Genomic DNA, 13,698 nt, shown 5'->3' on the forward strand with positions numbered 1-13,698 from the left:
CACCATCGAAGGTATCGGCGCCGACGGCGATCGCGTGGGTTTCGCTCCCGACCTACCCGATTCTGGGGATGCGGGTCATTGTCAGCGGCTGAGCTCGACCTCCTGGAGGATCCGGGACAGCTTCTCCGGGTTGCGCAACGCGTAGATGCCGCTGACCAGGCCCTCCTCGACGCGCAGGGAGACGACGCTGTCGAGCTCGTCGTCGATCCACACGACCAGGGCCGGCCATCCGTTGACCGTCACCGTCTCGGTCCTCGTGGCGCTCGCGGCAAGGACGGCGAGCCCGGCCCTGAGCAGGCGGCCCACCTTGTCGGCGCCGCACACCGCGTTCGGCACGGCCTGCTTGATGCCGCCGCCGTCGCCGAGCACGACCACGTCAGGGGCGAGGATGTCGAGCAGGTCCTCGATCTCGCCGGTGGCCACCGCCCGTTGGAACGCCTCCAGCGCTCCCTGGGTGTCGGCCCGCGAGACCGCGCCGCGCGGCTTCCGCTCGGCGACGTGTGCCCTTGCCCGACTGGCGATCTGGCGTACGGCGGCCTCGGACTTGCCGACCGCCTCGGCCAGCTCGTCGTAGCCGAAGTCGAACACGTCGTGCAGCACGAACACCGCGCGCTGGGTGGGGGTGAGCGTCTCGAGCACCAGCAGCATCGCCATCGACAGGCTGTCGGCCAGCTCGACGTCCTCGGCGATGTCGGGGCTGGTCAACAACGGCTCGGGCAGCCACTGCCCGACGTACTCCTCACGGCGGCGGGACGCCGTACGCAGCTGGTCGAGCGCCGCACGGGTGACGATGCGGACCAGGAACGCACGCGGGTCACGCACCTCGGCCCGGTCGACCCGCGTCCACTTCAGCCACGTCTCCTGGACGACGTCCTCGGCGTCGGCCGCCGTCCCGAGCATCTCGTAGGCGACCGTGAAGAGCAGGCCCCGGTGGGTGACGAACGGGTCTGTGGTCACGACGCCGACACTACGGGTCGCGACGATGCGGCGAGGGGCGCCAGCCCGCAGGCCTCGGCGAACTCGGCGGACCTGATGCCGAGGGCCACGTTGCCGCGTGCGGTCATGTTCATCATGCCGACCCGCGAGGTCAGCTCGAGCAGCCCGGCGGCACCGAGATCCTCGAGCAGGGCGGCCGCCAGCTCGTCGGTGACGGCCACGGGGAGCTGGCACATCGCGACGGCGTACTCCATCACCCGGCGCTCCACCGGCGTGAACGCGTCGGACTCGCGCCAGCGCGGCACCTCGCGCGCCTTCGACTCGTCCAGTCCCTTGTCGTGGGCCAGGAAGTAGTGGAAGTCGAGGCAGAAGCTGCACCCGATCTCGGCCGCCGCGGCCATCGCGGCGAGGGTGGCCAGGGTGCGGTCGAGCTTGTCCCACTTCTCCACCTTGGCGCCGAACTTCATGCTGTCCTTGAAGATCGCGGGGTGGTGCCACATCACCTCGGCACCCTCGGGCACGCTGCCCATCTTCTTCTTCATCGCGAACTTGAGGATCCCGCCGTAGATGCCGTCGAGGGGCTTGCGGGGGATGCGGGTCGTGCCGTTCATCGTGGTCTCCTGTCGTCGGTCACGACATGAAGACGCCGGCCATCGTCGATCTGTGACAGTTCGTGCTGACCGGTTCCGCGGATCAGTGCACGGACTCGTAGTCGGCCGGGTCGAACCTGGCCTGCCGGCGGTACTGCACGCCGAGCCACGGCCAGTTGGTCGTGATCCGTCCGTCGGCCTGGCGGTACCACGAGGCGCACTGGCTCCAGACGCTTCCGCGCAGCTCCTGCTGCACGCGGTCGTCGTACGCCGCCTCGACGTCGGCGCGCACCTGGAGGGGAGCTCCCGTCGTGGCGAGGTGCTCGACGTAGTCACCGAGGTGGTCTGCCTGGGCCTCCAGGAAGTAGATGATCGAACCACCTCCGGTGTTGGTGTTCGGGCCGTACATCACGCACAGGTTGGGGAAACCGGGCACCGTCATGCCGTAGTAGGCGTGCGCGCCCGTCGCCCAGGCGTCGGCCAGGCTGACGCCGTCCGGACCCTCGATCCTCATCGGCGCGAGGAACTCGGTGGCCTTGAACCCGGTCCCCCAGACCAGGACGTCGGTCTCGTGCTCGCGTCCGTCCGCGGTCGTGACACCAGTGGGGGTGATCGCGGTGATCGCCTCGGTCACCACGTCGACGTTCGGCTGGGCCAGCGCCGGCAGGTAGTCGTTGGAGAAGAGGATCCGCTTGCAGCCGATCGGGTAGTCGGGCCACACCTTCTCGAAGAGCCCCGGCCGCGACTTGGTCTGACGGCGCATGTGGAACTTCGAGACTCGCTTCAGCACGCGGGACAGCGGCTTGGAGTAGACCCACGCGACGCTGAGTCCCTCGACGACGCCGTACCACGTGCCGCGTTCGGCCAGCTCGGTCGCGGGCACCTTCTCGAAGACCTTGTGGTGGGTCGCGCTGAACTCCCGGTCCATCCGCGGGATGATGTACGGCGCACTGCGTTGGAACAGCGTCACGTGCGCGGCGTCCTCTCGGATGTGCGGCACGAACTGGATCGCGCTGGCGCCCGTGCCGACCACCGACACACGCTTGCCGGTCAGGTCGACGTCGTGGTTCCACTCCGCCGAGTGGAAGCTCTCGCCGGCGAAGGTCTCGCGGCCGGGGATGTCGGCGTACGCCGGCCGCGACAGCTGGCCGACCGCGGAGACGAGCACGTCGACCTCGATCGGTTCGCCGCCGTCGATCTCGACGGTCCACCGTCCGGTCGTGGCGTCGTACGACGACCCGAGCACCTCGGTGCCGAGCCGGAGGTGCCGGCGCAGGTCGTACTTGTCGACGACGTGGTGGATGTAGTCGAGGATCGCCGGCTGCCGCGAGAAGCGGTGCGGCCAGCGCGGGTTCGGCTCGAACGAGTAGGAGTAGAACGGCGAGGGCACGTCACAGGCCGCGCCGGGGTAGGTGTTCTCGCGCCAGACGCCGCCGACGTCGTCGGCCTTCTCGAGGAGCACGAGGTCGTGGAAGCCACGCTTCTTCAGCTCGATGGCCGCGGCGAGACCGCCGAAGCCGGTCCCGATGATGGCGATGGACGGGTTCGCAGGCATTGGCTGATCGTGGCACGCCCGCCGACCCGTCGCCAGTTCCAGTTGACCTGTCGCCAGTTGTGGGTGTCCAGCGCATACTCGAAGACCAGTTGACCCCAACGAGAGGAAGCGTCGTGGCCCAGGAGCTCGCCAGCCAGTTCGTGGAACAACTGCAGTCCGCGGGAGTGCAGCGCATCTACGGGATCGTCGGTGACAGCCTCAACCCGATCGTCGATGCCGTGCGCCGCACCGGTGGCTCGGCCAAGGGCGGCATCGACTGGGTGCACGTGCGGCACGAGGAGGCCGCGGCCTTCGCGGCGTCGGCCGAAGCACAGCTCACCGGGAAGCTCGCCGTGTGCGCCGGATCGTGCGGCCCGGGCAACCTGCACCTGATCAACGGCCTCTACGACGCCAACCGATCGGGGGCACCCGTCCTCGCCCTGGCCTCCCACATCCCGAGCCGCCAGATCGGCAGCGGCTACTTCCAGGAGACCCACCCGGACCGGATCTTCACCGAGTGCTCGGTCTACTCCGAGCTGGTCAGCACCACCGACCAGGCGCCCCGCGTCGTCCGCGACGCGATCCAGCACGCAGTCGCCAGGCGCGGCGTCGCGGTGGTGACGCTCCCCGGAGACGTCGCCGATCTGGAGGCGTCGGCCCCGACGCCGTCCTGCCGTCCCGTCGAGCCGGGAGCGCTGCACCCCGCGCCGGAGAGCGTGCGGCGGCTCGCGGACGCGATCAACAAGGCCGACAAGGTGGCGATCTTCGCCGGCGCCGGCGTGCAGGGCGCCCACGACGAGGTGATCGAGCTGGCCGCGAGGATCAACGCACCGATCGGCCACTCGCTGCGCGGCAAGGACTTCATCCAGTTCGACAACCCCTTCGACATCGGGATGACCGGGCTGCTCGGCTACGGCGCCGCGGCCGAAGGCATCGAGGACGCCGACCTGCTGCTCCTGCTGGGCACCGACTTCCCCTACGACCAGTTCCTCCCGGACACCCCCACCGCCCAGGTCGACCGGGCCGCCGAGCACATCGGGCGCCGTACCGAGGTCGCCGTACCCGTCCACGGCGACGTCCTGCCCACCCTCGCCGCGCTGCTGCCGCTGGTCGAGGCGAAGAAGAGCGACCGGTTCCTCACCCGGATGCTCAAGAAGCACGACAAGCTGATGAACAAGGCCGTCAGCGCGTACACCCGCAAGGTCGACAAGCTCGTGCCGATCCACCCGGAGTACGCCGCGTCCGTGCTCGACGACGTGGCCGACGAGGACGCGATCTTCACCGCCGACACCGGCATGTGCAACGTGTGGACCGCGCGCTACATCCGGCCCCTGGGCACTCGCCGGCTGATCGGCTCCTACCTCCACGGATCCATGGCGAACGCGCTGCCCCACGCGATCGGCGCCCAGATGAGCCATCCCGACCGGCAGGTCATCTCCGTGTCCGGCGACGGCGGACTGTCCATGCTGCTGGGCGAGCTGGTCACCGCGGCGGCGTTGAAGATCCCGATCAAGGTCGTGCTGTTCAACAACTCGACGCTCGGCATGGTGAAGCTGGAGATGCTGGTCGACGGGCTGCCCGACTTCGGGGTCGACGTCCCCGACACCAACTACGCGGCGGTCGCGCAGGCGATGGGCTTCCACGCCCAGCGGGTCGTGCAGCCGACCGACCTCGAGGAGGCCTACCGGGCCGCGTTCGCGCACGACGGGCCGGCGCTCGTCGAGATCATCACCGACCCGCAAGCCCTGTCCCTGCCGCCCAAGATCACCAGCGAGCAGGTCTTCGGCTTCGCCACGGCGATGTCGAAGATCGTGCTCAACAAGGGTGCGGGCGAAGCGGTCAGCATGGCGCGCAGCAACATGCGCAACCTGCCCCGCCGCTGATCCTGGTCAGCGTCCGCCCAGCCCGGTGTAACGCGGGGTTATGGTCGCTCCACACGCGTTCTGACACGGGCGAACCGTCAACAGCACCGCGCCAGTGCCGCCGTACAGGCTCTGGACAGACGTGGTCACGCGCGGCAAGGTGCCAAGCATGCGCATCCTCCTCGGAACCCTCGCCCTGGTCGTCAGCTCGCTTCCGTTCGGTACGCCGGCCGTGGCCGCCGCCCCGCACGATCGCGGGCACTCGGAGCCCACGTGGAGCGAGTCAGTCGTCGACGCCGACCAGAGCTTCCGTGGCCTCGACGCGGTCGACGACCGGACGGCGTGGGTCAGTGGCGGCAGCCTGACCGACGGCGGGCCGGGCAAGGTCTTCCGCACGACCGACGCCGGCGAGTCCTGGCAGGACGTCAGCCCGCCCGGCACCGAGGGACTGGGCTTCCGCGACGTCGAGGCGAGCAGCGCCAGGACCGCTTCCGTGCTGGCGATCGGGCCCGGCGAGGCGTCCCGGATCTACCGCACCACCGACGGTGGGACGACCTGGACCGAGACCTTCCGCAACACCGAGGAGACCGCGTTCTACAACTGCATGGACTTCTATCCCGGCGGCAAGCGTGGCCTCGCGGTAAGCGACCCGGTCGACGGCAAGTTCCGCATCATCGGCACGCACGACGGCGGCCGGTCATGGCAGGTGATGTCCGACCGTGGCATGCCCGACTCGACCGGTGAGTTCAACTTCTCCGCCAGCGGTGACTGCCTGGTGATCAACGGCCGCCACGCCTGGTTCGGCTCGGGCGGCAGCATCTCCCGGGTCTTCCACTCGACCGACTTCGGGCGCACCTGGGAGGCCACCGACTCCACGATCCCGGCCGGCGAGGCGGCAGGCGTCTTCGGCCTGGCCTTCCGTACGCCGGGCGAGGGCCTGGCCGTCGGCGGCGACTTCTCCGCAACCGACAACGGTGTCGACGCCACGGCGGTCACCACGCGACGCGGCGACTGGCGCGGTGCCGGCGATCTGGCCCACCTCGGCGAGGACGCCGCGTGGATCCAGGGCCGTCACCACACCGTCGTGGTGGTGGGTGAGTCCGGTGACGTCGCGGGCAGCAGCATCAGCCTGGACGGTGGCCTCAACTGGGAGCGCTTCTCCGAAACCGGTTTCCACACCCTCGACTGCGTGCGTCGTACGTGCTGGGCGGCCGGAGGCAACGGCCGGGCCGCCACCCTGCACCTGCGCTGACTCCCCGGAACTCAGACCGTGCGAGCGGTCAGCGTCGGCTGAACCAGCGCCGGCGGCGCGGGGCTTCCGGCACGGGGTGCAACAGGGCGGAGCCCAGCACGCGGGCGACTTCCGGCACCCCGGAGACGGTGACCGCCTCGTTGGCCAGGTCGTGACCGTGCAGCCACCAGTGGACGTCGACGGCAGGGCCCTCGACCACGACGGCGGGCGCCTCAGGGGACACGAGCCGCATCTCGGCTGGCATGCCGTTCTCGGGCCAGCTCAGACCGACGTGCCACGCCTCCCCCGTGTCGCTGGTCCGGATCTCGACGATCTCGGGCAGCCACTGGACCTCGGCCTCCGGAGCTGACCAGTGCCCGAGCGCCCGGTCGATGCCGTCGGCGGCCACCTCTGCGGTCAGCGGCGGCGTCGACCGACCCGCGGTCAGGCTCGCCGCGTGCGCGACGGTGATCGCCTCGTGGGCGAGCAGCCTGGCCACCTCGGCCGTCGTACCCGGTCGCCCGAAGTAGTCCAGCGTCGTGTCCGGTCCGGCGGCCCTCAGGGCGGTCTCGAGCCTGCCGAGCTCGGCGGCGATCCCGGCCACCAGCTCCGCATGAACCGAGGGTGCGTCGACGTCGTCGCGGCGGCTCCAGTGGTCGTCCGGGTTCTCCAACGACCATGCCCAGATCTCCAGCGTTGCCCAGTGGTCGGCAACCGCCTGACGCACCGTCGTGGACGCCGGCGGCAGCCTGTCGTCGGGCTGGAGCAGCCCGAGGCTGGCCGCGCCCGCGCGCCCGTGGAGGTCGAGCAGGTCGAGGTGCTCGGAGAAGGAGACGGTCACGTCACGAGCCTAGAGGGCAGCTCAGGCCACGAGCAGGCGCACCAGGATCAGCGTCCCGGCGGCGAGGCACGCGCAGGCCACCACCTTGCGCAGCGCCTCGCCCGGCACCCGCGTCGCCAGGAGGGCTCCGCCGACCGTGCCGAGAGCGGCCACCACTCCGAGCAGGGTCCCGAGGCGTACGTCGACCAGGCCGGTCTGCAGGAAGCCGATCGAACCGGCGACCACCACGGGCAGCTGGACGGCCTGACTGACCGCGACCGCCTTCAGCGGCGCGACTCCCAGCAGGAGCAGGATCGGCACGAGCAGCACCGGCCCACCCGTGCCGGTGAGCGCCGAGCCGAGGCCGACGAACGCCCCGATGCCGACCAGGGGCACCGTGCCGAGCTCGCCGACGTCCAGGTGTCGAGCGCCGGGGAGGAGCTGGTTCACGCCGACGAGCAGGGTCAGCGCGGCCAGGCCGAGCATGAGGGCTGTCGCGGGCAGGCTGGCGCTGACCAACGCACCGAGGAACGCAGCAGGCACGACGCCCACCCCGAGTCGGCGCAGCATCGGCCAGGGCACGACGCCCTGCCGGGCGTAGGCGATGGTGCCGACCACACCCGTGAAGAGGAACGCCCAGGTGCTGGTGGCGGTCGCCTCGTGGACCGACAGATCACCCAGTGCCACCAGGCCCGGCGGCAGCAGGACCCCGCCGACGCCGACCATGCCGATGAGGGCGCCGATGACGAGGGCGAGCAGGCCCAGGGCGACTGCCACGGTCGGTTCTCCTTCTCCAGGTCAGACAGCACACGGAACATGCGACATTACGACGCGATGAGTTCTCGGCTGACTGGAGGTCTGTTCATCCAGGAGCCTCCACCGCACCGGTGTGGCAGGCGAGCCTTGACCCAGGAGGAAACGACATGTCCGAGCTGCTGGTCGACTACATCACCTCACTCGACGGGTACGGCGCGGCCGAGGGATGGCCGGGCTTCTGGGGCATGGAGAGCCCCGAATACCTTGCCTGGCTGGGCGAACAGCCCGAGCACATCCACCTGATGGGCGCCAACACCTACCGCCTGATGCACGGCTTCGCCGCCCAGGGCGAGCCCGGCACCGACGTGATGGCCGACTTCCGGAAGGTGGTGTTCTCCTCGACCCTGAGCGAGCCGCTGGAGTGGGCGAACAGCACGCTCGTCTCGACCGATCCCGTGGAGGCCGTGCGCGAGATGAAGGCCCACGAGACCATGCCGATCGCCACCCTCGGCAGCCTCACCCTGTGCCGCTCGCTGCTCGCCGCTGGCCTGGTCGACAGGTTCCGGGTCGTGGTCTTCCCGGTGATCACCGGCGCCACCGGCCAGGAGCGCATCTACGACGGCTACCCCGACGTCGCGCTCGACCTGGTCGAGAGCCGCACCTTCGAGGGCGGGCTCCAGCTCCTGACCTACCAGCCCCGAGTGTTGGACGGACCTCCCAGCACAGGCGCATGATGCATGGAGGGAGGTCCAGGGATGAGTGAGCTGACGCCGTACCTCTGCGTGGGCGACGCCCGCGCCGCGATCGACTGGTACGTCGACGCGCTCGGCGCACAAGTCGTCTACGACCCGATCGTCATGGAGGACGGGCGCATCGGCCATGTCGAGCTGGCGATCGGTTCAGCCCGCTGGATGATGGCCGACGAGTTCCCCGAGTCCGGCGTCGCGCCACCGGACCCCGCTCGCGGGTCGGCGGTCAGCCTGCACCTGGTCGTCGACGACGTGGACGCGGTGGTGGGCCGCCTGCTCGCGGCAGGGGTGACCATGGACCGCGGCCCCGAGGACTCGCCGCCTGCCGGCCGGGTCGCGGTCTTCCGGGACCCGTGGCACCACCGCTGGTTCCTGAACCAGTCCACGCCCTGAGGCCTGGGCTGATCTCTCCTGCACCCGGGTCGGCCTAGGTGCGTCTGGTGAAGCGGATGGATCCGTCGGGGTGTCGTTCGTGGTGGTAGGCAGGGTCGTGGACCCGGTGGTGATGGTGGCAGCAGAGCAGCACGCCGTCCTTGACGGTCGTCTTGCCACCCTTGGACCAGGCCTCCAGATGGTGCACGTCGCACCACTCGGCGGCCACGTCGCACCCGGCGGCACGGCACCTCTTGTCGCGGAGCCTGATCACCTTGCGTTGAATCGGGTTGTGGAAGCGGGAGCCACGCCCGGCGTCGAGGACCTGCCCAGCGCCACCGAGCACCATCGGATAGATGGTTCCGTTGCACGCCAACCGGCGGGCGGTGGCCGCGGTGATCGGGGTGTCGTCGTCGTAGCCGAGTCCGGCGGAGGAAAGCTCGGTGCGCAGCTGGTCGAGGGTGATCGTCACGATCACCGTGGTCGCATCACCCCCGTGGTCGGGCAACCGGTGCGGATCGACACGCTCCAACAGGTCTCCCATCGCCCGGGCCAACAGCGTGTTGTAGGGCACCCGGCGACCATCAGCCTCCGCCGCCTGCTTGCGTGGCTGGGCGAACGCCTCGAGGTAGCGCTTGAGTCGCTTGGCCACCGCGTCGGGCAGGCGCGCGCTGATGCGGGTGGTGCCATCGCCCTGGGGACGCAGTGACAGCTTCGCCTTCTCCGCGGCGAGCTTGTCCTCCTCGGCCAACCGCTTCGCCTCACGCTCCTCGGCGGAGTCGGGGTCGACCACGTCGGCCAGGTGTCGACCCAGCCGGCGCAATCCGGTGGGATCGAGTCGCTTGGCCTCGGCCAGCAAGGTCCGCTCCGCCTCGACGAGCTGGGCGCCCGAGAGCTCATCGCGGACCTCGTCGAGGGCGTGCGCGATGGCACGGGCCTGCTCCAGGTTCACCTCACCGGCCCCCAAGGCAGCAGCAACCAGGAACCACCGTTGCGCGAGCACCGCGGCCAACGACTGGTCGGCATGGACGGCGCGCTTGTCCAGGTTCTGATCGTGGCTCAACCACGACGCCGCACTCTTCGCGCCCGCATCATCGGCCACATCGCCGGCGACGGCCAACACGCCCAACCGCACCGCAGCCAACTGAGCCTCCGCCGCCACCAGACCCCGCATCAGCTCACGCTTCTGCGGCATCGGCACATACAACGGATCGAACCCCGCCAACTCCTCGATCGCGGAACGCACTGCCGCCAGACTGTCGGTCATCGGGTGCACACTCACGGTCGTCCTCCACAGCGCAGGTTGGTCTTCACTGCGACGCCGGAGGCCCCGAACCGGGACTATCACTCACCGTGGTGCATCTGACCCATCACCCTTCGCCCACGAAGGCCCAGAAACCCGGGCCCGGCCATTTCGGATGATGAAGTGCCCTCATCGTACGCCCGTTCGGAAACAGGCACAAGCCATTCTTCCAGATTCTTCGATGACAAGTGTTTCGGTCACCGACACCCAGCATGCCCGCCGCCACCGACACCTCAGGCGCCAGTGGTTTGATGGAGTGATGGTGATCCATGACGAGATCTTCATAGCCGCACCTCCCGAGCGGGTGTGGGAGCTGACCGAGGACGTCGAGGGCTGGCCGGCACTCACTCCGACCATGACCTCGGTGGGGCTGACCTCTGACGGCCCCCTCGGCCCGGGCTCGACCGCACGCGTCAAGCAGCCGCGACTTCCGTCAGCCACCTGGACGGTCACGGACCTCGACCCACCCAGGCGATTCGCGTGGCAGACCCGCCGCAATGGCGTCCTCATGACCGGGAGCCACGAAATCGAGCCGACAGGGGGCGGCTGCCGCAACCGTCTCTCCCTCGAGCTCGAGGGACCCGGCGCAGGCGCGCTCGCGACAGTGGCCAGACCTGTGCTGCACAAGGCGATCGCCACGGAGAACGACGGATTCCGTCGGGCCGCCGAGGGCCTGAACAGACCGACGTACGTCGACGAGCACCGGGTGGACCTCGACGTGCAGGCCACGCAGGCCTGGCCGGCGGTCGTGGGCTTCGCCGAGCACCTGACCGGGCAGGAGCACGCCCTCCTGTCCCGCGCCCTGGGACTCGAGCCGTCCGCCGGGTTCTCCGTGACCCAGCGGGAGGCACCACGAATCCTGGGCCTGACCGGTCGGCACCGCTTCTCGCGCTACGCGCTCGACTTCCGGCTGGTCGACGTGCCCGGCGGCAGCGAGCTGTCGGCGGTCACGTACGCCGACTTCCCCGGCCCACTGGGATTCGCCTATCGCAGTGCGGTCATCGGCACCCGCGGCCACGTGCTCGCCGTACGCCGGATGCTGCGCAAGATCGCGGCGACTGCGAACGGCGATGTCAAGCACCCTTGACTGACCTACCGCGACACCTGGGCGTGCTCGTCGAGCACGGCCCGCAACGAGGCCAGTCCGCGCGACGCGTGGCTCTTCACCGTGCCCTCGCGGATCCCGAGCTCCTCGGCGGTCTCGGCCACGGAGAGTCCGAGCCAGTGCCGGAGCACCACGACGCGTCGTTGCATGGCCGGCAGCCGCCGCACCGCCGCGAGCAGGTCGGAGCGATCCTCCACCGGCAGCCCGGGCGCCGCCGCCGCGCGTTCCAGGTGATCGACACCGGTGGTCGCTCGCCGCCTCAGCCAGGGCCTGCGTCGGTCGTCGAGATCGGCGTTGACGATGATGCGGCGCGCGTAGGCCTCCTCGCGGCCCGCCTCGCGCACCTTCGACCACGACAGGTAGAGCTTGACGAATGCGTCCTGCAGCACGTCTTCGGCGCGGTTGTCGTCGCCGCAGACGGCGTAGGCGATGCGCCGGAGCCGATCCTGGTGCGCGGCGACGAAGTCGACGTAGGAGGCGTCGCGCTCATTCACGAAAGGTCACCGCGTGCCCATTCGATGAAGGCTGCGAAATCGGGAGCCGAGTCGGCCGGCTCGTAGGCCTCGATCCAGTCGGTTCCGGCGACCACGAACCAGGTCTTCCCGGCCCAGCGCACCTCTGCCGCGGCGGAGCGCTTGGTGGTCCCGGCAAGGACATCCCCGCGCTGGCGCACGATCTCCACGCCCTGCCTCGGCTCCAGAACGTCGGAGCGGTCGCTCGCATACCCGACCAGGCGCGCGGCGAAGTCGGGTCGGCCCTGGTCGTGGGCCGTCACGTCGTCGACCCACAGCTCGAAGTCGTCGGTCCAACGACCGGGCTCGTCCATCTCCCCCACCGTGGCAGTTTCGGCGGTCCGGCTGACGATCACCCACACGACATCGCCCTTGAACGCCTCGGGTTCCATGGGCACCTCGGGCACGTCGAACTCGGCCTCGACGGCGTACGACACGGAGGTCGGGTCGGCGTCGACACCACCAGGGCCCAACGGGTCGATGACGGTGCGCCGTATGACCGCGTCGGGCGCGACCCACAGGCGTCCGTCGGGCGCGATGGCGACCGGTCCGTGGTCTCCGTACTCCTCGGCCCAGCTCGGGATCTCGTCCGTGGTGTAGGCATCGACCCCCCTGACACCGTCCACGGCCTCGACCGGATTGGCCGGCGCCGGTGCCACGTAGTCGGGATCGGGCCCGAGGGTGCCCGGATCGGCGACCGCCGGCGCCCGCTCCCGCCCGACGCCGGACGCCGCAGGCTCCGCGTCCCTTTCATCGTCACCGCCGACCACTGCCGCGGCAGCGCCGCCGAGAGCGACCACCGAGGTGGACACCACGAGAGCGACTGCGATGCGGCGGCGCCGGCGTACGCGTTGCGCGGTGTGCAGGTAGTCGAGGGCTGGGGCCGTCGGCAGGTTGCGCAGCGAGCGCTCCAGCTGGTGGGCGAGCTCGGTCTCTGTGGTCATGCACCCTCGACGGATCCGGGAGCCGTGGCGTTGTCACGGTGGGCCAGATTCTTTTCGTGCGGTTCGACGACCGGCCTGGACATCGCGACCCGCGGCCACCGGTCGAGACCGAGCTCGGCCTCGTGCACACGCACGCGCCGCAACTCGTCGCCCAGTTGGTCGGGGGCGAGCACGCGGAAGCCCAGTCGACGGTAGTAGGGAGCATTCCACGCCACCTCGGCGAAGGTGGTCAGGGTCAGCGCAGTGAAACCGTTGCGCCACGCCCATGTCGCCGCTTCCTCGATGAGCGCGCTGCCCAGCCGCCGGCCGGCATGGTCGGGGTGGACCGACACCTGCTCCACATGGCCCGCACCGTCGACGACATCGACGATCAGATAGGCCACGGGCCGGTCCATCTCGTCGGTGGCCACCCACGCCCGCGCCCCGTCGACGTACCCACGCAGGACGTCGACGGAGAGCGGCTCGTCGTCGGCGACGGCGGCCATCCCCACGGCACGGAACGCCTCGCCCGCGGCGCGTTCGATGGCGCGCAGGAGCGGCACGTCGTCAACGCGGGCCGGCCGGAGCACGCTCACCCTCCTCCACCTTGGTCTGCGACCAATGATGACGTGCCACCAGTGCTGTCGCGGCGACGTAGACGATCTGCAGGATCGTCCGGGGCACCAGGTGGTCCGTCCACTCGGCGATCAGACCATGCGTCGCGGCGTACACGTTGGCCGGGAACATCGCGACCATCAGCAGCCCGAGCGCTGCCGCGGCGGCGCCCGTCGTACGCCGCCACACCAGGCCGACGGCCCCGAGGAGCTCGAGCACGCCGGTCAGGGTGACCAGGGTTCCCGGGGACGGGAGCGACGGCGGCACCATGGCGATCATGTCGTCGCGCATCCCGACGAAGTGAGCGCATCCGGTGACCGTGAACATGGCTAGGTCAATCGGTCTAAGCAACGGTCATGCTGCTGCCGGTTTGGCGAGCAGCGCAGCCAG

Annotated in this window: 15 protein-coding genes; 5 read left to right on the top strand and 10 right to left on the bottom strand. The window is 70.0% G+C overall.

Annotation, left to right across the window (positions count from 1 at the left end; translation table 11 throughout):
• Positions 1–81: 81 nt before the first annotated feature.
• From ASH02_RS22785 to ASH02_RS22795, 3 genes are all read right to left on the bottom strand, one after another.
• Entirely contained in the window at positions 82–957 is an 876-nt protein-coding gene (locus ASH02_RS22785; RefSeq protein WP_200959225.1) for an RNA polymerase sigma-70 factor, read from the bottom strand.
• Positions 954–1,547: a carboxymuconolactone decarboxylase family protein gene (locus ASH02_RS22790; protein ID WP_057295501.1), complete on the bottom strand. Its 594-nt coding sequence runs from the start codon at positions 1,545–1,547 to the stop codon at positions 954–956. Before ASH02_RS22790 ends, ASH02_RS22785 begins: the two co-directional genes overlap by 4 nt.
• 82 nt (positions 1,548–1,629) lie before the next feature.
• Positions 1,630–3,081: a flavin-containing monooxygenase gene (locus ASH02_RS22795; protein WP_057295502.1), complete on the bottom strand. Its 1,452-nt coding sequence runs from the start codon at positions 3,079–3,081 to the stop codon at positions 1,630–1,632.
• Between the two features lie 113 nt (positions 3,082–3,194).
• Here ASH02_RS22795 and ASH02_RS22800 point away from each other — a divergent pair, with 113 nt between their 5' ends.
• On the top strand, positions 3,195–4,943 hold the full coding sequence (locus ASH02_RS22800; RefSeq protein ID WP_057295503.1) for a pyruvate dehydrogenase: 1,749 nt from the start codon (positions 3,195–3,197) through the stop codon (positions 4,941–4,943).
• A 148-nt stretch (positions 4,944–5,091) separates the two neighbouring features.
• Complete coding sequence (locus tag ASH02_RS22805) at positions 5,092–6,174, top strand: WD40/YVTN/BNR-like repeat-containing protein (protein WP_057295521.1); 1,083 nt, start codon at positions 5,092–5,094, stop codon at positions 6,172–6,174.
• 28 nt (positions 6,175–6,202) lie between these two features.
• Here the strand turns inward: ASH02_RS22805 and ASH02_RS22810 are convergent, their stop codons facing one another.
• Complete coding sequence (locus ASH02_RS22810; RefSeq protein WP_057295504.1) at positions 6,203–6,994, bottom strand: hypothetical protein; 792 nt, start codon at positions 6,992–6,994, stop codon at positions 6,203–6,205.
• Between the two features lie 21 nt (positions 6,995–7,015).
• Entirely contained in the window at positions 7,016–7,750 is a 735-nt protein-coding gene (locus ASH02_RS22815; RefSeq protein WP_056683827.1) for a sulfite exporter TauE/SafE family protein, read from the bottom strand.
• A 146-nt stretch (positions 7,751–7,896) separates the two neighbouring features.
• On the opposite strand from ASH02_RS22815, the gene ASH02_RS22820 reads away from it, so the two are divergent.
• Positions 7,897–8,463, top strand: coding sequence for a dihydrofolate reductase family protein (locus ASH02_RS22820; RefSeq protein ID WP_056683828.1), 567 nt, complete (start codon positions 7,897–7,899; stop codon positions 8,461–8,463).
• A 21-nt stretch (positions 8,464–8,484) separates the two neighbouring features.
• Entirely contained in the window at positions 8,485–8,871 is a 387-nt protein-coding gene (locus ASH02_RS22825; RefSeq protein ID WP_056683833.1) for a VOC family protein, read from the top strand.
• A gap of 34 nt (positions 8,872–8,905) precedes the next feature.
• Here ASH02_RS22825 and ASH02_RS22830 read toward each other — a convergent pair whose 3' ends face one another.
• Positions 8,906–10,117 (bottom strand): HNH endonuclease signature motif containing protein, encoded by a 1,212-nt coding sequence (locus ASH02_RS22830; RefSeq protein WP_056683835.1) that lies wholly within the window; start codon positions 10,115–10,117, stop codon positions 8,906–8,908.
• Between the two features lie 295 nt (positions 10,118–10,412).
• On the opposite strand from ASH02_RS22830, the gene ASH02_RS22835 reads away from it, so the two are divergent.
• Positions 10,413–11,240: an SRPBCC family protein gene (locus tag ASH02_RS22835; protein WP_056683842.1), complete on the top strand. Its 828-nt coding sequence runs from the start codon at positions 10,413–10,415 to the stop codon at positions 11,238–11,240.
• A 5-nt stretch (positions 11,241–11,245) separates the two neighbouring features.
• Here ASH02_RS22835 and ASH02_RS22840 read toward each other — a convergent pair whose 3' ends face one another.
• From ASH02_RS22840 to ASH02_RS22855, 4 genes are read right to left on the bottom strand one after another with little or no spacing between them, the layout of a single operon-like run.
• Positions 11,246–11,752, bottom strand: a complete 507-nt coding sequence (locus ASH02_RS22840) for a SigE family RNA polymerase sigma factor (RefSeq protein WP_057295506.1) — start codon at positions 11,750–11,752, stop codon at positions 11,246–11,248.
• Positions 11,749–12,714 carry a hypothetical protein gene (locus ASH02_RS22845; protein WP_057295507.1) on the bottom strand — a complete coding sequence of 322 codons (966 nt, stop codon included), beginning with the start codon at positions 12,712–12,714 and terminating at the stop codon, positions 11,749–11,751. Before ASH02_RS22845 ends, ASH02_RS22840 begins: the two co-directional genes overlap by 4 nt.
• Positions 12,711–13,289 (bottom strand): GNAT family N-acetyltransferase, encoded by a 579-nt coding sequence (locus tag ASH02_RS22850; RefSeq protein ID WP_235539101.1) that lies wholly within the window; start codon positions 13,287–13,289, stop codon positions 12,711–12,713. The genes ASH02_RS22845 and ASH02_RS22850 overlap by 4 nt, the downstream gene beginning before the upstream one ends.
• The gene (locus ASH02_RS22855) at positions 13,261–13,635 is read right to left on the bottom strand and encodes a DoxX family protein (RefSeq protein ID WP_057295508.1); all 375 of its coding nucleotides are present in this window, start codon (positions 13,633–13,635) and stop codon (positions 13,261–13,263) included. The genes ASH02_RS22850 and ASH02_RS22855 overlap by 29 nt, the downstream gene beginning before the upstream one ends.
• Between the last annotated feature and the right edge of the window lie 63 nt (positions 13,636–13,698).

Source organism: Nocardioides sp. Soil796, from assembly GCF_001429525.1.
Taxonomy (GTDB): Bacteria; Actinomycetota; Actinomycetes; order Propionibacteriales; family Nocardioidaceae; genus Nocardioides.